Raw genomic sequence first — 18,644 nt, 5'->3', positions numbered from 1 at the left:
GACGCATGCCACTCTTCGCGGGGTGGACCGCTTTACGGCCAGAAAGTCGAGGAAGAGCGGCCGTTTTCCCGTCGTGCGCTCGGCCTGATCCTCATCATGAACAAGACAAGCTTCCTGATATCCGAGAGGCTGTACCGGCCTCTGGCGAGCCTGAGCACCTCCGCCGTGACAGATCCGCCGTGACAGAGAGGACGACGCATGGACGCCGAGCCCATCCAGATCCTGCACAACGGACCGGCCCCCGTCCCCGACGCCGCCACCCAGTACATGGTCCCGATGCGCGACCGCGTGCGCCTGGCCACCGACGTCTACTTGGCCGGCGACGGCTCCCCCGGGCCGGTCGTCCTCATCCGCCTCCCCTACGACAAGGACGGCCCCTTCATCTCCATCCCGGAGATCGCCGCCTACATGGTCGGGCGCGGGTACCACGTGGCCGCCCAGGACGTGCGCGGCAAGTTCCGCTCCGAGGGCGAGACGCTGCTCTTCGTCAACGAGGCCGTGGACGGCCACGACACCATCGACTGGATCGCCAAGCAGCCCTGGTGCGACGGCGACGTGGCCATGTGGGGCGACTCCTACTACGGCTACACGCAGTGGGCGGCCGCCTCGACCGGCCATCCGGCGCTCAAGGCCATCGCCCCGCGGGTCACCGGCACGCGCCTGGGCTCGCTGCCCGAGCCGGTGGGCGAGGACGGCGCCATGGAGGTGGAGATGAGCATCCACCGCCTGTACGCGGCGACCTTCTTCCACGACAACGACGTCCACCTCTGGGAGCCGGACTGGACGCACCGCCCCTACATCGACAATGTGGAGCGCTTCTTCGCGCAGGTGGGCGCCCGGTCGATGTCATTCGACCAATGGCACCCGGACAGCCCGGTGTTCCTTCGGCGATTCCCCGGCGGCCACCCCTACGACGCCCGTCCCCTCCCGGTCCTGCACCAGATGGGCTGGTGGGACAACTGTGCGCCGTGGCACTGGCAGGACGTGCGCGCGCTGGCCGAGCGGCCGGGGTGGGCGCACAACCAGTACCTGTTCATCGATTCCATCGACCACGTCAACGTCGGCCTCTCCGAGGCCGGGCGCGGGACGGAGCGCACGGTCGAGGAGTTCCGCGCGTTCCTGCCGGAGTACCTCGAACCCGCGCTGGAGTTCTTCGACGTCTTCGTCAAGGGCCAGGGCTCGCCCGAGGACATCCCCAGAGTCCGGTGGAACCTCGCCCATACCGAGGGCTTCCGGACGTGCGCGAGCTGGCCGCCCGAAGGGATCTCTCCGCTCACGCTCTCCCCGGCCCCCGAAGGGCGTCTGGTCCCCTCGGAGGAAGGGCACGGCGGGGAGGAGGCGCCCCCCGCCGTCGTGGAGTGGACCCACGACCCCGACGACCTCGTGCCCTCGCCGGTCACGGACCCGTTCGCGGCCCTGCGCGAATACCCCGACGAGCGGGACCTGGCCGACCGGCCCGACGTGCTCGTCTTCGACGGTCCGCAGACCGCTGACGACGCCGACTACGCGGGCCCGGTGCGCTTCACCGGCGAGGTCGGCAGCAGCGGCCCGAAGATGGACGTGTTCGTGCGCCTGCTCGACGTCGCCCCGGACGGCGCCGCCCACCTGGTGGCGCGCGGCCAGGTCCACCTGCCCGACACCGCGGGCGGGCGCCGTGCCGACGTGGACATGGGCCAGATCGGCTACCGGCTGCGCGCCGGGCACCGCTTCCGCGTCCACGTGGCCTCCAGCGACTTCCCCGAGTTCATGCCGCAGCCGGGCAACGGGCTGCACCCGTGGACGGCCGCGACGGCCGAGAAGAACCACCAGACCCTGCGGCTCGGCGGCGCCGACGGGGCGCGCCTGCACCTGAACCGGCTGCCGGAGGCGCGCGGCGAGGGGGGTCGGCGATGAGCGCCCGGAGCCTCACCCCCGGCGCGGGGCTCGGTTCCTGGCCCCGTCGTCGCGCGCGCATCTCGCCCGGTGCCGTCGCCCTCAGCCAGGGCGGGCGGGCGCTCACCTACCAGGAGCTGGCCGACAGCACCGACCGTCTCGCGGCGGTGCTGGCCGGGCTCGGCGTGCGGCACGGCGACCGCGTCGCCTACCTCGGGCTCAACGACACGGCCACGTTCGAGACGATGTTCGCGGCCCAGCGCGCGGGAGCGGTCTTCGTGCCGCTCAACCACCGGCTGGCCGCGGCGGAGCTGGACTACATGCTCGCCGACAGCGGGGCCTCCGTCCTGGTCGTCGGCCCCGGCGGAGAGGAACCCGACGAGCGCCTGCGCGCGCTCGACTCCCCGCGCCGGGAACTGCGCCATCACCTGTCGTACGACGAGCTGGCCGCGCAGGCGCCTTCGCACGCCGCGCCCGGGGCCGTGCCCGACACGGCCCCGAACGAAGCGGTGTCCAACGAAGCGGTGTCCATGGACGACCCCGCGCTGTTCCTCTACACGTCGGGCACCACGGGCCGCCCCAAGGCCGCGGTCCTCACCCACGCCAACCTGACCTGGAACACGGTCAACCAGCTCGTCCACCTGGACTTCACCAGCACCGACACCGGGCTCTGCATCGCGCCCCTGTTCCACGCGGTGGGCCTGGGCCAGATCTCCTTCCCGCTGCTCCTCAAGGGCGGAACGGTCGAGGTGGTCCCGCGCTTCGACGCCGCGGCCGTCCTGTCCCTCATCGAAGAGCGCCGGGCCACCTGCTTCTCCTGCGTGCCCACGATGATGCGGATGATGGCCGAGGCCCCGGGGTGGCCCGGGGCCGACCTGTCCTCGCTCCGGCTGGTCCTCTACGGCGGCTCGCCGATGCCCGCCCATGTCGCCGCGGAATGGCGGCGCCGCGGGGTCCCCGTCCACCAGGGGTACGGCATGACCGAGGCGGCCCCCGGCGTGTCCATGGAGGCCGCGCTTCCCGACGACGCCCCCACCGCGGGCGCCCCGCACTTCTTCATCGACACCGCCCTCCTCGGGCAGGACGGGAGACCCGCCCCGGCCGACGGCGGCGGAACCGGGGAACTGCTGGTCCGCGGGCCGAACGTGTTCCCCGGCTACTGGAACCGGCCGACGGAGGAGGCCGGGTTCCTCACCGACGGCGGCACCCCGGGCGGGCCCGGCGACTGGTTCCGCACGGGCGACGTGGTGCGGGCGGGCGACGGCGTGCTCCGCGTGGTCGACCGGGTCAAGGACGTGTACATCTCCGGCGGGGAGAACGTCTACCCCGCCGAGGTCGAGGCGGTGCTGAACGAACTGCCCGAGGTGGCCGCGGCGGCGGTCGTCGGCCGCCCGGACGAGCGCTGGGGCGAGGCCGGGGTCGCGTTCGTCGAGGCGGCCCCGGGCGCGGCGGCCGACCCCGCACCGATCCGGGAGCACCTGAAGGCCCGGTTGGCCCGGTACAAGCTCCCCAAGGAGGTCGTGTTCGTCGAGGATCTCCCGCGCACCGCCTCCGGAAAGGTCCTGCGGCACCGGCTGCGCGCCCGCGCCGGCGGCGCCGCCGGGGGACCGGCCCCCGCCGCTCCCGCCCCCGCCCTGCCCGGCTCGCTTCGGGTCGAGCGCCGCGGGGCGGTCGCCGTGCTGCGGCTGTGCCGCCCGGGCAAGCGCAACGCGCTGGACGACGCCACCGTCGCCGGGATCGGCCGGTTCCTCTCCGAGCCGCCCGACTGGGCGCGCGCGGCGGTGCTGGACGCCGAGGGCGACCACTTCTGCGCCGGGCTGGACCTGTCCGAGCTGGGCGGCACCGACGCCGAGAGCGGCCTGCGGCACTCGCGCATGTGGCACAGGGCGTTCGCGGCGGTGGAGCGCGGCGGGCTGCCGGTGGTGGCCGCGCTCAAGGGCGCGGTGATCGGCGGCGGGCTGGAGCTGGCGGCCGCCGCGCACATCAGGGTCGCCGACCGCACCGCCTTCTACGCGCTGCCCGAGGGGCAGCGCGGCCTGTTCGTCGGCGGCGGGGGGTCGGTGCGGCTGCCCCGGCTGATCGGTGCCCACCGGATGGCCGACCTGATGCTGACCGGGCGGGTGCTGGACGCCGAGGAGGGGGCGGCGGCCGGGCTGACCCAGTACCTGGAACCGGAGGGCGGTGCGCTGGAGCGCGCCGCCGCCCTGGCCGAGGCCGCCGCCGGCAACGCCCCGCTCACCAACTTCGCGGTGGTCGAGGCCCTGCCGAGGATCGCCGACGCCTCCCCCGAGGTGGGCTACCTGACCGAGGCGCTGATGGCGTCGGCCGCGTCGAGCAGCGGCGAGGCGCAGCGGCGGATGGAGGACTTCCTGCGCAAGCGGTCGGCGAAGGTCCAGCGGAACGCGCAGGGGGACGCCCGGACGAAGGGAGAGGACGAGTGACCGCGACCGGACGCGTGCTGCGCGCCCCGCGCGAGGACTGGAAGGCCGCGACCCGGGTCGGGGCGTTCGCCCGCCGCGCCGAGGAGGCGCACGGGCTGCGCATCGACGGCTACCCGGACCTGTGGCGCTGGTCGGTGGACCGGCCCTCCGAGTTCTGGGCGCAGGTCTGGGACCGGTTCGGCGTGCGCAGCACGGCCGACCCGGGGCCCGCCCTGGCCGAGGAGGCCATGCCCGGCGCCCGCTGGTTCCCCGGGGCGCGCATCAACTACGCCCGCCACCTGTTGGAGGACGCCGACCCCGGACGCCGCCTGGACGGGGACACCGCGCTGTTCGCGTACTCGCAGACGCGGGAGGAGGTGCGCATCGGCTTCGGTGAGCTGCGGGAGAAGGTCGCGCATGCGCGCGCGGGGCTGCGGTGCCTCGGCGTCCGCGAGGGCGACCGCGTCGTCGGCTACCTGCCCTCCGTCCCCGAGGCGGTCGTCGCGTTCCTGGCGACGGCGTCCCTGGGGGCGGTGTGGGCCTCGTGCGCCCCGGAGTTCGGTGTGCGCGGCGTCCTCGACCGCTTCGGGCAGCTGGAGCCGACCGTGCTGCTCGGCGTGACCGGCTACAGGTACGGGGCCAAGCGGGTGGACCGGTCCGAGGAGCTGGCGGCGGTCGCGGCCGGGCTGCCCGGCCTCCGCGCCGCCGTGCACGTGCCCTACGGGGAGTTCGCGTCGCCCCCGGAAGCGCCTCCGGGCCTGGAGTGGACGGACTGGTCGGAGCTCACCGCCGCCGCGGGTCCGTCCGACCCCGCCCCCGCCTACACCGACGTGCCCTTCGACCACCCCCTCTTCGTCCTGTTCTCGTCCGGCACCACCGGGGCGCCCAAGCCGATCGTGCACGGGCACGGCGGCATCCTCCTCGAACACCTGAAGAACCACGCGCTGAGCTGGGACCTGGGGCCGGGCGACCGGCTGCTCTGGTACACCACCACCGCCTGGATGATGTGGAACGCCCTGGTGTCGGCGCCGCTGGTGCGCGCCGGCGCGGTCCTGATCGACGGCGACCCGCTGCGCCCCGACCCCGAGCTCCAGTGGCGGCTGGCCGCGAGGACCCGGGCCACGGTGGTCGGGACCAGCCCCGGCTACCTGATGCGGTGCCGCGCCGACGGGCTGGACCCGGCGGCCGCGCACGACCTGTCGTCGGTCCGGCAGATCGCGGCGGCGGGCTCCCCGCTGCCGCCCGAGGGGTACCGGTGGGTGCTCGACCGCTTCCCCGGCGCGCTGCTCAACGTGGGCAGCGGCGGCACCGACGTGTGCACCGGACTGGTGCAGGGCGGCCCCGCCCAGCCGGTGCGGGAAGGGGTGATCGCCGGGCCGTGCCTGGGCGTGCGCGCCGAGGCCTGGGACGAACAGGGGCGCCCGGTCACCGGGGAGCTGGGCGAGCTGGTGGTCACCCGCCCCATGCCGTCGATGCCGGTCGGGTTCTGGGGCGACGACGGAAGCCGCTACCGGGAGGCCTACTTCGCGCACTACCCCGGCGTGTGGCGGCACGGCGACTGGGTCCGCTTCGACGCCGACGGCGGGTGCACGGTGGCCGGGAGGTCGGACGCCACCCTCAACCGCGGCGGGGTCCGGCTGGGAACGGCCGAGTTCTACGGCGTGGTGGAGGAGCTGGACGGGGTCGAGGACAGCCTCGTCGTGCACCTGGAGGACGGCCCCGGCGACAGCTCCGGCGGCGGCATGGGGCGGCTGATCCTGTTCGTCGTCACGCGCACACCGCTGGACGGGGACGGGCGTGCCCGGATCACCGCCGCGGTCCGTGCGGCGCTGTCCCCGCGGCACGTGCCCGACGCGGTGGTGGAGGTCCCGGCCGTCCCGCGCAACCGGACCGGAAAGAAGCTGGAGGTCCCGGTGAAACGCCTGCTCCAGGGGCGTCCGCGGGCCGATGCGGCGCCGCCCGGTGTGGCGGCCGATGAGGCGGCGCTGGACCCCTTCGAGGAGATGGCGCGGGACGCGGGGCACGAGGGCGCGGGGCGCGCGGGGAGGTCGGCCGGATGAGTTTCACGGGAAACATTGGGAACGCGCAGGGACGAAACGGACACGGGGGCGGCGGTGCGTCCGGACACGTCGTCCTGATCGGCGGCGGGGTCATCGGCAAGGGGTGGGCGGTGCAGCTCCTCGCGCATGGGCACCGCGTCGTCCTGGCCGATCCGGCGGTCGGCGCTGACGAGGTCGCCCGGCAGGTCGAGCGGAGCCGGCTCGCCGTCGAAGGGCTCGGCGGCGACCTGCGCGGCTGGGAGTCGCGCATGGACGTCGTCGCCGGCACCGGCACCGGCCTCGAATCGGCCCTGGACGGGGCCGTGTGGGTCCAGGAGAGCGGGCCCGAGGACCCCGGCTTCAAGTCACGGCTGGCCGCATGGCTCGACGAACGCCTCCCCGCCGAGGTGGTGATCGCGTCCAGCACCTCGGGGACCATGCCGAGCACGCTGGCCGCCGCGTGCACGCGCGCGCCGGGGCGGGTCGTCGTCGGCCACCCGTTCCACCCGGTGCCGGTCATCCCGCTGGTCGAGGTGGTGGGGAACGCGCACACCACCGACGACGTCGCCGAGCGCGCGTGCGGCTTCTACCGGTCGCTGGGCAAGCGCCCGGTGCGGGTGCGGCGGGAGGTCCCCGGCCACCTGGCCAACCGGTTGCAGGCGGCGCTGTGGCGGGAGGCGTACTCGCTCGTCGAACGCGGTGTGGCGACCGTCGCCGACGTGGACGCCGCCGTGGCGCACGGTCCGGGGCTGCGATGGGCGGCGGTCGGGCCGCTGCTCGGCCAGCACCTGGGCGGCGGCCCCGGCGGGATGGCGCACACCCTGGAGCACCTCGGACCGCCCGCCCAGGAGTGGATGGACGACCTCCGGGACGCCCGCCTGAGCCCGGAGCTGGTGTCGCTGCTCGTGGACGGGGTGGACGAGGAGGTCGGAGAGCGCGAAGCCGACGAGCTGTCCGCCGCGCGCGACGCCCTGCTGGTGCGCCTGCTCCAGGACAAGCGCGACGTGGGCCGTTCACTGCCCTGAGCCCGCCCCGGACCGCCCTGCCCCCCGCCTTCTCTCTTGCTCTCTCTTGGAGGACCACGTGCCCACCCGCTACGAGCCCGCCATCGACCTGGACGCCGTCGAGGCCATCGACGTCCACACCCATGTGGAGGCCGACGCCTGCGGACACCACTCCCTCGACACGGAGCTGATGGACGCCTCGGCCTCCTACTTCAAATCGACGGACCTGCGCACGCCCACCGTCGACCAGATCGCCGAGCACTACCGGGCCCGGTCGATGGCGGCGGTGGTGTTCACCGTGGACGCCGCCACCGCCACCGGCCACCCGGCGCTGTCGAGCGAGGAGATCGCCGAGGCGGCGGCGCGCAACAACGACGTGCTGCTGCCGTTCGGGTCGGTGGACCCGCTGCAGGGCGCGACCGCCGTGGACCGCGCGCGGCGCCTCGTCGAGGACCACGGGGTGCTCGGCATCAAGCTGCACCCCAGCCTGCAGGGGTTCGCCCCGGACGACACCGCCCACTACCCGCTGTACGAGGCCCTGCAGGAGCTGGGCGCGGTGGTGCTGTTCCACACCGGCCAGACGGGCATCGGCGCGGGGCTGCCGGGCGGGCGCGGGATCCGGCTGCGGCTGTCGGACCCGATGCGCATCGACGACGTCGCGGCGGCCTTCCCGGAGCTGCGGATCATCATGGCCCACCCGTCGGTGCCGTGGGCGGACGAGGCGATCGCGATCGCGACGCACAAGGCGAACGTGTCCATCGACCTGTCCGGGTGGCTGCCCCGGTACTTCCCTCCGGCGCTGGTCCGCGCGGCGGGGCGGTACCTGAAGCGCAAGGTGCTGTTCGGGTCGGACTTCCCGCTCATCACGCCCGACCGGTGGCGGGACTCCTTCGCCGAACTCGGAATCGGGGACGAGGCGCGCCGCCTGATCATGAAGGACAACGCGGCGCGCCTTCTGGGCCTCGACGGCGGGGAGTGACGTTCCCGCCGGGGCCCAGATCGCATCTCTAGTCCCTGAGTGCGGTCAGGCTGACCACGGCGTTCCCCGCCTTCCACGGGCTCTTGAAGGTGTCGGTTCCGCTCTTGGAGCCGACGTAGTAGAAGTATCCCGCAGTGGACTTGGTGTATTCCACCGTGGCCCTCAGGTAGATGTCGTTGTCCTTGGTGTCGACGAGTCTGCCCTCGACCATTTGGAACTTGGTTCCGTGTGAGCTGGTCTTCGTGCAGACTCCGTACTTCAGATGACCCTCGCCCGGAATCCGCTTCGTGTAGCCGCCCCTGCAGACCGCATTGGCCGACACGTCGCCACCGGTGGCCGGCGCCTCGTCGGCGGCGGCACTCGTGGCGGGGGTGAGCAGGGTGAGGGCCGTGGCCGTTCCGATGAACACGGACGCGAATTTCCCCTTGAAGGACATCTCTTAATTCTCCTTTTTTCAGTTGGGGCAGCGGTGATGCTAGCGAAGGGGGTGCCGGGAGACAACTACTTCGACCTCGGTTTAAACGTGCAGCCTGCACGGTGTTCCGCATGGCGATGGTGAATCTCCGCTGCCCTTTCTCGTGATGCCCGGAGAACGCGCTTCCGCTTCTCGCGGGGCGGCGCGGGCGGCGCCCGGCGGCGCCCGGCGTGGGCCGCCGTGGTCCGCGGGCGTGCGGGTGCGGGGCACTGGGCCCGCGGGCCGGGCGCGAGCCGGTCAGGAATCGAGAAGCGCCGTCCGGGGGTGCGCTTCTAGCGTTGTGTGCATGGCGAACATCGACTTCATCACCCTTGGTGCAACGGACCCCGCGGCCGCCGAAGAGTTCTATTCCACCGCCTTCGGGCTCGACGGGCAGATCCGTGTCCGGGAGTCGCAGGAGCCCACGGACGGGTTCCGCGGGTACACGCTCTCGCTCACGGCCGCCCAGCCGGGCGACGTGGACCTCCTCGTCGCGGCGGCGCTCGACGCCGGAGCGGAGGAGGTCAAGCCCGCGACGAAGTCGTTCTGGGGCTACGGCGGCACCCTCCGGGCGCCGGACGGGGCCGTCTGGACGATCGCGACCTCCACGAAGAAGGACAAGGCGCCGGCCGCCCGGCGGTTCGACGACATCGTCCTCCTGCTGGGGCCGGACGACGTCGCGGCGAGCAAGCGGTTCTATGTCGAGCACGGCCTGACCGTGTCGAAGAGCTTCGGCAGCATGTACGTCGAATTCGACACGGGGGACGGCCCGGTCAAGTTCGGGCTGAACCGGCGGCGCGCCCTGGCCAAGAACGCGGGCGTGGCTCCGGGCGGGACCGGGGCGCACCGCCTGGCGGTCTGCGGGGACCTGGGCGCCTTCACCGACCCCGACGGCTTCGCGTGGGAGGCGGCGGCCCCGGCCTCCGCCGGGTGACCGCCGCGGGCGAGGCGAGCGGTGCCGGGGGTCCCGGCCGCCGCACTCCGGGTCCCGCGACACGCGCCGGACCCGGTCAGGAACAGAGAAGCGCCGATGACCGGCCGAACCTAGGGTGATCTGCATGGACATCACGATTCACACCACGCCGCTCCCGCACACCGACCCGGAGGAGTCGCTGGCCTTCTACCGCGACGTCCTCGGCTTCGAGGTCCGCACCGACGTCGGCCAGGGGACCATGCGCTGGATCACCGTCGGCCCCGCCGAGCAGCCCGGCACCAACATCCTGCTGGCGCCGCCGACGGTCGACCCCGGGCTCACCGAGGACGAGCGCCGCATGATCCACGAGATGATGGCCAAGGGCACCTACGGGTGGATCCTGCTGGCCTCCCACGACGTCGACGGCGTCTTCGAGAAGGTGGAGGCCCGGGGCGCCGAGGTCGTCCAGGAGCCGACCGACCAGCCGTACGGCATCCGCGACTGCGCCTTCCGCGACCCGGCCGGCAACCTGATCCGCATCCGGCAGGCCGACTGATGTGCCACCCCGCGTGGAGAGCCGCGCTCGCCGCCGACCATCGGTCGCGCGAGCGCGGCGGCCGAGAAGGCGCGCTGTGGCCGGATTCCGCGACAGCGGACCCGTCCCCGGCCGGGCCGGGGAGCCGTCCGTATTCTGATTCCTCCGACGACCGGCGCGACCCGCCCGCCACGAGTCCCTAGGAACCGCCAGGAGGCGCGCATGACCGTCCGCACACTCGACGAGCGGATCCGCGACACCCGGGCCGTGCTGGAGCGCGAGGTCGACCTGTGGGTCGCGAGCGCGGGCACCTCGAAGGGCGCCTACCTCGTCCCGCTCTCCTACATGTGGGACGGGAGCACCCTCCTCGTCTCGACGGCCGCCGCCTCGGTGACGGGCCGCAACCTGCTCGCCGACGGCCGGGTCAGGCTCGCGCTGGGCCCGACGCGGGACGTGGTCCTCATCGACGGCCGGGCCGAGCCGGTGGACCTCGCCGAACTCCCTGAGGGGACGGGCGACGCGTTCGCCGAGGCCACGGGCTTCGACCCGCGCGACAGCGCGGAGCCGTACCGGTACTTCCGCATCCGCCCGGACCGCATCCAGGCCTGGCGTGAGGTCGACGAGATGGAAGGCCGCCACCTGATGCGCGAGGGCGTCTGGCTCGGCTGACGCGGCGATGATCTCGACAAGAGTGCTGCCAAATCCGCCGGAATGGCAGCACTCTTGTCGAGATCATCGCGAGAGGGGTGTGCGCGCTTTTGTCCACAGGGTGTGGATAAGGTTTTTTACGGCAGCACACCCTCGTGCAGGGCGCGCAGGACCGCGTTCGTGCGGTCGCGGGCGCCCAGCTTCACCAGGATCGCGGAGACGTGGTTCTTCACCGTCCCCTCGGCCAGGTGCAGGACCCCGGCGATCTCCCGGTTGCTGTACCCCTCCGCGACCAGCCGCAGCACCTCCACCTCGCGCTCCGTCAGGTCCTCGATCCGGACCGGCCCCTCCGCCGCGGGCGGCGGGCCGTCCTGGATGGCCCGGAGCAGCCGGTCGGTGATCGACGGCGCGACCAGCGTCCCCCCGGCCGCCAGGGTGTGCACGGCCCGGGTGAGCTGGTCCAGCGTCACGTCCTTGAGCAGGTACCCGCGCGCCCCCGCCCGGAGCGCCTCCAGCACCAGCTCATCGTCGTTGAACGTGGTCAGCACCAGCACCGGGACCCGCGACTCCCCCTCGCGCAGCCGTCTCAGGGCCCAGATCCCGTCGTGGCGCGGCATCCGCAGGTCGAGGAGGACCACGTCGGGCTCGGCCTCGGCGATCACCTCCAGCGCCTCGGCCCCGTCGCCCGCCTCCCCCACCACGTCGATGCCCGCCAGGTCCAGCAGCCCGCGGATGCCCTGGCGTACCAGCGTCTGGTCGTCGACCACCACCACCCGCGTCATCGCACCGGCGTCCACGCCGACACCCGGAACCCGTCGTCCCCGTCGAAGGCGGCGCCGCCCCCGAGGGCCTCGAACCGCTCGCGCATCCCGGTCAGCCCGTTGCCGGGCCGCGGATCGGCGGCCCCGCGGCCGTCGTCGGCGGCCGTCAGCCGGATCGTGCCGCGGTCCAGGACGAGGTCGATCCACAGTTCGCGCGCGTCCGCGTGGCGCAGCGTGTTCGTCACGATCTCCTTCACCGCCCGCACCAGCGCCTCCGCCTGCTCCTCATCGGGCCGCACACCGTCGGCGACCTCCACCGCCACGTCCAGGCCGGGCGCGTCGGCGCCGATCCGGACCAGGGACGCGGCCAGCCCCTCCCGCGGGTCCGTGCGCAGGGCCTCCACCGTGGAGCGCACGTCGGCCAGCAGGTCCCGGGCGACCCGGCCGGCCTGCTCGACGTGCTCCCGTGCCCGGTCCCCCTCCCGGTGCCGGGCCGCCTCCAGCTCCAGGGTGAGCACGGTGAGCTGGTGCCCGATCAGGTCGTGCAGGTCGCGGGAGATCCGCAAGCGCTCCGCGGTGCGCGCGGACTCCTCCAGCAGCACCCCGGCCGCCTGAAGCTCGACGTGCGCCTCGGCCAGCTCGCGGCGCATGCGCTGCTCCTGGAGGATCGCGGTCACGCTCAGCACCGCGGAGACGTGGATCAGCAGGTACATCCCTACGACGAACGCCCAGGACGAGGGATCGTCCATCCGGTCGCTCCAAGCGGCCCCGATCACGGCGGTGTTGACGAGGGCGACGCCCAGGACCGCCCGGAGCGGCAGGACGCTGGAGCCGAAGGCGGCGATCACGACCAGGAGGATGGCCAGGGGCTCGGCCTCCGGCGCGGTCAGCAGGACGCACCAGCCGAGGACGACGGCGGCGGCGTAGGTCGCGCGCTGGAGGGAGGGCCGGGAGTCCTCGACCAGGGCCGTGGTCAGCACCGCCGCGATGGTCATGGTGAACAGCAGCACCCATGCGGCCGTCGGGACGCGGAGCCCGGCCGGACTGGACACCACGAAGACGCCGATGGCCACGCACACGGCGAGCATCGCGAAGCCCGACCAGGCCTCCAGAGGGACACGGCGCATGGTTCAACGGTACGTGGGGCGGGTGGGGCCCACGGGTGCCGAAAGTCATGGGCGCCGTCCCTGACGTCCGGCACAGGTGCTCTCCGCCGCGCCGGACCTAGCGTCGGCGCTATGAACCGACCTGCCATCCGCGTCGAGAACCTCCGCAAACGCTACGGCGACACCGTCGCCGTCGACGATCTGAGCCTGCGCGTCGAACAGGGCGAGGTCCTGGGCATCCTGGGCACCAACGGCGCGGGGAAGACGACCACCGTCGAGCTCATCGCCGGACTCCGCGCCCCGGACGGCGGCCGCGTCACCGTGATGGGGCTCGACCCGTGGCGGGACCGCGCGGCCGTCCGCCAGATCCTCGGGGTCCAGCTCCAGGAGGCCCAGCTCCACGACGCCCTCACCGTCGCCGAACTCGTCGACCTCTACCGGAGCTTCTACCCCGCGCCGCGCCCGCGCGACGAACTGCTGGAGCTGGTGGAGCTGACCAAGCAGCGGGACACCCGCTTCTCTCGGCTCTCCGGCGGCCAGGCGCAACGGCTGTCGATCGCGCTCGCGCTCGCCGGGCGGCCCCGGGTGGTGATCCTCGACGAGCTGACCACCGGCCTGGACCCGCGGGCGCGGCGGCGCATGTGGGCCACCGTCGAGCAGCTGACCGAGGAGACCGTGGTGCTGGTCAGCCACGCCATGGACGAGGTCGAGCGATTGTGCGACCGGGTCGCCCTGGTCCGCGCCGGGCGTGTGGCGGCCCTGGGCACCCCGGCGGAGCTGGTGCGCACGGCCGGGGCCGCCGATCTCGACGAGGCGTTCCTCGCGCTCACCGGCGAGCGGCTCGGCGAGTCCGAAGAAGAGGAGGAGGCCGCCTGATGCGCGCGCCGACCGCACCCGATCCCGCACGCACCCCCGCACCCGCCCCGACCGCGCGGCCCGGCCGCCGCGGACCCCTGGGGCGCCCCCGGACGACGGAAGAAAGGAAGGCGCCGTGACCTCGCAGACGGCGACGGCCGAACGGTCCCCCGCCCCCGCCCACCCCGGTGCACGGTCCTGGCTGCTCTTGGCGGTGTGCGAGGCCAAGATGGTCATCCGGGACACCGCGGGCCTCATCGTCCCCTTCGGCCTGCCGGTCCTCATCCTCGTCATGAGCGCCTCGTCGGCTTCGGAGACGGTGATCACCGGCGGCCGGACGGCCCTGGACATCCACGTCATCCCGCTCGTCTTCACGATGGTGGTCGGGCTGATCGGCGTGGTGAACACGCCCAGCTTCCTGTCCGCCTACCGCAGGACCGGGGTCCTGCGCAGGCTGGGCACCACCCCGGCCTCCCCGGCGATGGTCCTGGTGGCCCAGGTCGCGGTCGGGGTGGTGCAGGCCGTGCTGGGCATGGCGGTCGCGTTCGGGGCGGCCGTCCTGTTCTTCGGTGCCAAGCCGCCCATCGACACGGGCGCGGCGCTGGGCGCCCTCGCCCTGGGCATCGCCGTGATGTTCGCCCTGGGCATGGTGGTGGCGGCGGTGGCGCCCACCCCCAACTCCGCCCTCGCGATGGGGCTCGTCGCCTATCTGGGGCTCGGCGCGCTCGGCGGGATGTTCGGCGGCAAGGAGTCGCTGCCGGACGGGGTCGCGCGCGTGGGCGAGTGGCTCCCGTTCGGCGCGGCGGTCGACGTGCTCTCCTCCGCCTGGGCCGGGGAGGGGGTCCCGGGCCCGCAGATGGCGGTGCTCGCGGCCACGGCCGCGGCCTCCGCCGTGATCGCTGCGGTCTTCTTCCGCTGGGAGTGACCGGGCCCGCGGCGGAAGCGGCGGCCGGGCGGAACGGACGGAACGGCGAAGGGGCCGCGCGAGGCGCGGCCCCTTTCGGCGTCGGCACTGGTCGGCGCTCGACCCGGCCGGTGCGCGACCCGGTCGGCGCCGCCTCCTCAGGCGCGGCCCGGGGTGCGGAACAGGTGCTCGGAGCGCAGGGCGGCGTACCCCGGCTTGATCACGTCGTCGATCAGCGCGATCCGCTCGTCGAACGGCAGGAACGCCGACTTCATCGCGTTCAGCGTGAACCACTGCATGTCGTCCAGGGTGTACCCGAACGCCTCGGACAGCTTCTCGAACTCCTCCGACATCGACGTGCCGCTCATCAGCCGGTTGTCGGTGTTGACCGTCACCCGGAAGCGCAGCCGCCGCAGCAGGCTGATCGGGTGCGCCGCGATCGACTCGGCCGCCCCCGTCTGCACGTTCGAGCTCGGGCACATCTCCAGCGGCATCCGCCGGTCCCGCACGTACTGCGCCAGGCGGCCCAGCTCGGCCGAACCGTCGTCGTGCACCTTGATGTCGTCGACGATGCGCACCCCGTGGCCCAGCCGCTCGGCGCCGCAGTGCTGGATGGCCTCCCAGATCGACGGGAGCCCGAAGGCCTCCCCCGCGTGGATCGTGAAGTGGGCGTTCTGGCGGCGCAGGTACTCGAAGGCGTCCAGGTTGCGGGTGGGCGGGAACCCGGCCTCGGGCCCGGCGATGTCGAACCCGGCCACCCCGGCGTCGCGGTGGCGCACCGCCAGTTCGGCGATCTCGGTGGCGCGGGCGTTCTGGCGCATCGCGCACAGCAGCGTGCGCACGATGACGCGGTTCCCGTCCGCTGCGGCGCGGCGCTCGCCTTCGGCGAAGCCCTCCTGGACCGCCTCGACGATCTCGTCCAGGCCCAGCCCGCGCTCCTGGAACAGCTCGGGGGCGTAGCGCACCTCGGCGTAGACCACGCCGTCGGCGGCGAGGTCCTCGGCGGCCTCGGCGGCCACCCGCACCAGCGCCTCGCGGGTCTGCATCACGCCGACGGTGTGCGAGAACGTCTCGAGGTAGCGCTCCAGCGAGCCGGAGTCGGCCGCGTCGCGGAACCAGCGGCCCAGCTCGGCGGTGTCGGTCGTGGGCAGCCGGTCGTAGCCGGACTCCGCCGCCAGCTCGGCGACCGTCGACGGGCGCAGCCCGCCGTCGAGGTGGTCGTGCAGAAGCACCTTGGGCGCCCGGCGAATCTGGGCGGGGGTGGGCCGTTCGGACTGACCGAGCATCGGGTCTCCTCCGGGGTCGGGGACGTTGCGTGGTTCGGGTCTGTCGTATACGTGTGCGGCCCGTCCCGGCGGGGGACGGGCCGCACGGTCCGGCGGCTAGCCGATGAGGATGCCCGCGATGGCGGCGCTCATCAGGTTGGCCAGCGTGCCCGCGAGGATCGCGCGCACGCCCAGCTTGGCGATGCGCTTGCGCTGGTTGGGGGCCAGGTTGCCCAGGCCGCCCAGCAGCACGGCCAGCGAGCCGACGTTGGCGAAGCCGGTGATGGTGAAGGTGACGATGGCGACCGTCTTGTCGGACAGCGCGTCCATCTGCGGCGTGAAGTCCAGGAAGGCCACGAACTCGTTGAGGATGAGCTTCTGGCCGAGGAATCCGCCGGCGGTGACGGCCTCGCTCCACGGGACGCCGATGACGAACATCAGCGGGGAGAAGATCCAGCCGAGGATCTTCTGGAAGCTCAGGTCGTCCATGCCGAACAGGCCGCCGATGGCGCCCAGGCCCATGTTGAGCAGGGCCACCAGGGAGATGAAGGCGAGCAGCATGGCGCCGATGTTCAGCGCCAGCTTCAGGCCCTCGGTGGCGCCGCGGGCCGCGGCGTCGATGACGTTGTGCGGCTTGGAGTCCTCTTCGCTGTCCAGGGCGCCGGTGGCGCCGGGCTGGGAGTCGCCCGCGCCGCTGGAGGTGCCGGTGCCGTGGGCGTGGCTCTCGGCGACGGCCCCGTCGGCGGAGGGGGTGCCCTCGCCGCCTGCGGCGGCGCCGTCACCGGGGACCGCGGGGACGGGCTCCTTGCCCTCGACCGCGAGGTCGGAGACCTCCTTCTCGGTCTCGGGGATGATGATCTTGGCCATCATCAGGCCCGCCGGGGCGGCCATGAAGGCGGCGGCGATCAGGTACTCCATGCTCGCGCCGAGCAGGTAGTAGCCGACGAGCACGCTCCCGGCGACCGTGGCCAGGCCGCCCACCATGACGGCGAACAGCTCCGAGCGGGTGAGCCTGTTCAGGTAGGGCCGGATCACCAGGGGGGCCTCGGTCAGGCCGAGGAAGATGTTGGCGGTGGCGTTCATCGACTCGGCCTTGCCGGTGCCGAGCACCTTCTGCAGCCCGCCGCCGATGATGCGCACGACCCACTGCAGGATGTTCAGGTAGTAGAGCACCGCGGTCAGGGAGGACACGAAGATGACGACCGGCAGCACCTGGAAGGCGAAGACCGTGCCCTCCTCCGGCAGGATCGCCCCGAACAGGAAGTCGATGCCCTCGCCGGAGGCGTCGATGAGGGACTGGAAGCCGAGCGCGATGGCCTGCAGCGCCGACTTGCCCCAGGGCGTGTAGAGCACGAGCACGCCGAAGACGACCTGGACCGCGAGCGCGCCGAGCACGGTTCGCGGGCGGATCGCGCGGCGGTCGGTCGAGAAGGCGAACGCGATCGCCAGGATCACCAGCATCCCGCCGATGCCCCACAGCACGTTGAGCACGTCCATGCCCCCTCCCTTCTTGGTGGATCTGCGACCGGGCCGGGCCGCGGGGGTCCGCCGGGCCGTCGCGGCGGGGGAGCCCGCCGGGGATGTAAACGATTACCGTGATGTCGCACACTGCAAGTGTGTTACATCTTTTGTCAACCCTTCAGAGTTGTCACAGAACATCGTAAATGAGCTGGTGAGTCCTTGATCGCAGGCCGGGAGGCGTGTCCTGGCAGGGCCTTCGGCTCATGAGAAAACGATTTCTCGACACCCCGTCCCCGCCCGGTTCCGAGGAGTGAAGTGATGTCCGTCACCATCAAGGAGGTCGCCGAGCGGGCCGGGGTGTCCGTCGCCACCGCCTCGCGGGCGCTGTCCGGCGGCCGCGGCGTTCGCCCGGCCAACAGGGAGCGCGTGCTGCGCGCCGCCAAGGAGCTGGACTACGAGCCCAACGCGGTGGCCGCGGCGCTGCGCAGCCGCACGACCAACAGCGTCGGCATCGTCGTGCCGCGCATCTCCAACCCGTTCTTCGCCACCCTCGTCGAGGCCGTGGAGCGCGAGGCCGCGCGCGGCGGGCAGGGGCTGCTGCTGTCCACCTCGCAGTACGACCCGGAGGTGGAGGCGGGGCAGCTCAGGTCGCTGCTGGACCGGCGGGTGGACGCGCTGATCGCGGTGCCCTGCCACAGCGAGCGCAGCCGCGCCGCCATCGAGGCGGCGGGGCAGCGGGTGCCCACGGTCCAGCTCGACCTGTGCCTGGACGGGGGCGGCGGGAGCTGGGTCGGCGTGGACAGCGAGGCGGGCATCCTGGCGGCCGTCGAGCACCTCGTCGGCGCCGGGGCGCGCACGCTGGCCTACGTCGGGTCCGAGCCGACCGACTCCTCGGCGCAGGCGCGGCTCGACGGCTACCGGGGCGCGGCGCCGCTGTGCCCGGGCGCCACCGAGCGGGTGCTGCTGGGCGACTTCAGCCTGGAATGGGGGCACCGCGCGGCGCGGCGCCTGCTGGAGAACCGCCGCGAGATGCCCGAGGGGATCGTCTGCGGTAACGACACGATAGCCCTGGGGGTGCTGCGGGAGCTGGCCCGCAACGGGGTGGACGTGCCCCGCCGGGTGATGGTGACCGGGTTCGACGACATCCCGTTCGCGGAACTGGCCGAGCCCCCGCTGACCACGGTGCGCCAGCCGTTGGAACAACTGGCGGCCGAGGCGGTGCGCACATTGGCCGCCCGGCTGGGAGGAGGCGAAGAACCGCACCGCCGCGTGGCCATCGCCCCGGAGCTGGTGGTACGCGCCTCGACCCGGGCGGCGCCCCCTCCGCGTTGATCTCGGGAAAAACGCCCCTACAACAGCGGTTTTAGCGTCGGAATTCCCGAGATCAACGCGGGGGGGGGAGGGGCATGCGAGAGGGGGCGCCCGGAG

16 protein-coding genes are annotated in these 18,644 nt (G+C 73.2%); 11 read left to right on the top strand and 5 right to left on the bottom strand.

The window, feature by feature from the left end; all coding sequences use genetic code 11:
• Nucleotides 1-198 precede the first annotated feature (198 nt).
• The 5 genes from O4U47_RS09340 to O4U47_RS09320 are packed head-to-tail and all read left to right on the top strand — an operon-like array spanning nucleotide 199 to nucleotide 8,314.
• Nucleotides 199-1,893 (top strand): CocE/NonD family hydrolase, encoded by a 1,695-nt coding sequence (locus O4U47_RS09340; protein WP_270677283.1) that lies wholly within the window; start codon nucleotides 199-201, stop codon nucleotides 1,891-1,893.
• The gene (locus tag O4U47_RS09335) at nucleotides 1,890-4,313 is read left to right on the top strand and encodes a crotonase/enoyl-CoA hydratase family protein (RefSeq protein ID WP_270677282.1); all 2,424 of its coding nucleotides are present in this window, start codon (nucleotides 1,890-1,892) and stop codon (nucleotides 4,311-4,313) included. The genes O4U47_RS09340 and O4U47_RS09335 overlap by 4 nt, the downstream gene beginning before the upstream one ends.
• On the top strand, nucleotides 4,310-6,352 hold the full coding sequence (locus tag O4U47_RS09330) for an acetoacetate--CoA ligase (RefSeq protein WP_270677281.1): 2,043 nt from the start codon (nucleotides 4,310-4,312) through the stop codon (nucleotides 6,350-6,352). Before O4U47_RS09335 ends, O4U47_RS09330 begins: the two co-directional genes overlap by 4 nt.
• Nucleotides 6,349-7,356 (top strand): 3-hydroxyacyl-CoA dehydrogenase NAD-binding domain-containing protein, encoded by a 1,008-nt coding sequence (locus O4U47_RS09325; RefSeq protein ID WP_270677280.1) that lies wholly within the window; start codon nucleotides 6,349-6,351, stop codon nucleotides 7,354-7,356. The genes O4U47_RS09330 and O4U47_RS09325 overlap by 4 nt, the downstream gene beginning before the upstream one ends.
• Before the next feature lie 58 nt (nucleotides 7,357-7,414).
• Complete coding sequence (locus O4U47_RS09320; protein ID WP_270677279.1) at nucleotides 7,415-8,314, top strand: amidohydrolase family protein; 900 nt, start codon at nucleotides 7,415-7,417, stop codon at nucleotides 8,312-8,314.
• Between the two features lie 28 nt (nucleotides 8,315-8,342).
• Here O4U47_RS09320 and O4U47_RS09315 read toward each other — a convergent pair whose 3' ends face one another.
• Nucleotides 8,343-8,750: a hypothetical protein gene (locus tag O4U47_RS09315; RefSeq protein ID WP_270677278.1), complete on the bottom strand. Its 408-nt coding sequence runs from the start codon at nucleotides 8,748-8,750 to the stop codon at nucleotides 8,343-8,345.
• Between the two features lie 325 nt (nucleotides 8,751-9,075).
• Here O4U47_RS09315 and O4U47_RS09310 point away from each other — a divergent pair, with 325 nt between their 5' ends.
• The 3 genes from O4U47_RS09310 to O4U47_RS09300 all read left to right on the top strand — a co-directional run bounded on the left by O4U47_RS09310 (nucleotide 9,076) and on the right by O4U47_RS09300 (nucleotide 10,885).
• Nucleotides 9,076-9,702 (top strand): VOC family protein, encoded by a 627-nt coding sequence (locus tag O4U47_RS09310; protein WP_270677277.1) that lies wholly within the window; start codon nucleotides 9,076-9,078, stop codon nucleotides 9,700-9,702.
• Nucleotides 9,703-9,826: 124 nt separating this feature from the next.
• The gene (locus O4U47_RS09305; protein WP_270677276.1) at nucleotides 9,827-10,237 is read left to right on the top strand and encodes a VOC family protein; all 411 of its coding nucleotides are present in this window, start codon (nucleotides 9,827-9,829) and stop codon (nucleotides 10,235-10,237) included.
• Nucleotides 10,238-10,438: 201 nt separating this feature from the next.
• The gene (locus tag O4U47_RS09300; RefSeq protein WP_270677275.1) at nucleotides 10,439-10,885 is read left to right on the top strand and encodes a pyridoxamine 5'-phosphate oxidase family protein; all 447 of its coding nucleotides are present in this window, start codon (nucleotides 10,439-10,441) and stop codon (nucleotides 10,883-10,885) included.
• Between the two features lie 116 nt (nucleotides 10,886-11,001).
• Here O4U47_RS09300 and O4U47_RS09295 read toward each other — a convergent pair whose 3' ends face one another.
• Both O4U47_RS09295 and O4U47_RS09290 read right to left on the bottom strand, forming a co-directional pair.
• On the bottom strand, nucleotides 11,002-11,646 hold the full coding sequence (locus tag O4U47_RS09295) for a response regulator (RefSeq protein ID WP_270677376.1): 645 nt from the start codon (nucleotides 11,644-11,646) through the stop codon (nucleotides 11,002-11,004).
• Nucleotides 11,643-12,752 carry a sensor histidine kinase gene (locus tag O4U47_RS09290; RefSeq protein WP_270677274.1) on the bottom strand — a complete coding sequence of 370 codons (1,110 nt, stop codon included), beginning with the start codon at nucleotides 12,750-12,752 and terminating at the stop codon, nucleotides 11,643-11,645. The genes O4U47_RS09295 and O4U47_RS09290 overlap by 4 nt, the downstream gene beginning before the upstream one ends.
• 111 nt (nucleotides 12,753-12,863) lie before the next feature.
• Between O4U47_RS09290 and O4U47_RS09285 the strand changes: the two genes are divergently transcribed.
• Complete coding sequence (locus O4U47_RS09285; protein ID WP_270677273.1) at nucleotides 12,864-13,607, top strand: ABC transporter ATP-binding protein; 744 nt, start codon at nucleotides 12,864-12,866, stop codon at nucleotides 13,605-13,607.
• Nucleotides 13,608-13,722: 115 nt separating this feature from the next.
• Entirely contained in the window at nucleotides 13,723-14,511 is a 789-nt protein-coding gene (locus O4U47_RS09280) for an ABC transporter permease (protein WP_270677271.1), read from the top strand.
• A gap of 137 nt (nucleotides 14,512-14,648) precedes the next feature.
• Here O4U47_RS09280 and O4U47_RS09275 read toward each other — a convergent pair whose 3' ends face one another.
• Entirely contained in the window at nucleotides 14,649-15,776 is a 1,128-nt protein-coding gene (locus tag O4U47_RS09275; RefSeq protein ID WP_270677270.1) for an adenosine deaminase, read from the bottom strand.
• A gap of 96 nt (nucleotides 15,777-15,872) precedes the next feature.
• Nucleotides 15,873-17,252 (bottom strand): NupC/NupG family nucleoside CNT transporter, encoded by a 1,380-nt coding sequence (locus O4U47_RS09270; protein WP_270677269.1) that lies wholly within the window; start codon nucleotides 17,250-17,252, stop codon nucleotides 15,873-15,875.
• Between the two features lie 282 nt (nucleotides 17,253-17,534).
• Here O4U47_RS09270 and O4U47_RS09265 point away from each other — a divergent pair, with 282 nt between their 5' ends.
• Nucleotides 17,535-18,548, top strand: coding sequence for a LacI family DNA-binding transcriptional regulator (locus O4U47_RS09265; RefSeq protein WP_270677268.1), 1,014 nt, complete (start codon nucleotides 17,535-17,537; stop codon nucleotides 18,546-18,548).
• Nucleotides 18,549-18,644: the final 96 nt, after the last annotated feature.

Origin of the sequence: Nocardiopsis suaedae (assembly GCF_027706745.1) — a bacterium.
In the GTDB taxonomy this organism is placed as follows: Bacteria; Actinomycetota; Actinomycetes; order Streptosporangiales; family Streptosporangiaceae; genus Nocardiopsis_A; species Nocardiopsis_A suaedae.
The sequence above is the reverse complement of the archived record's forward strand: the minus strand, read 5'-3'. Positions and strand labels throughout refer to the sequence as shown.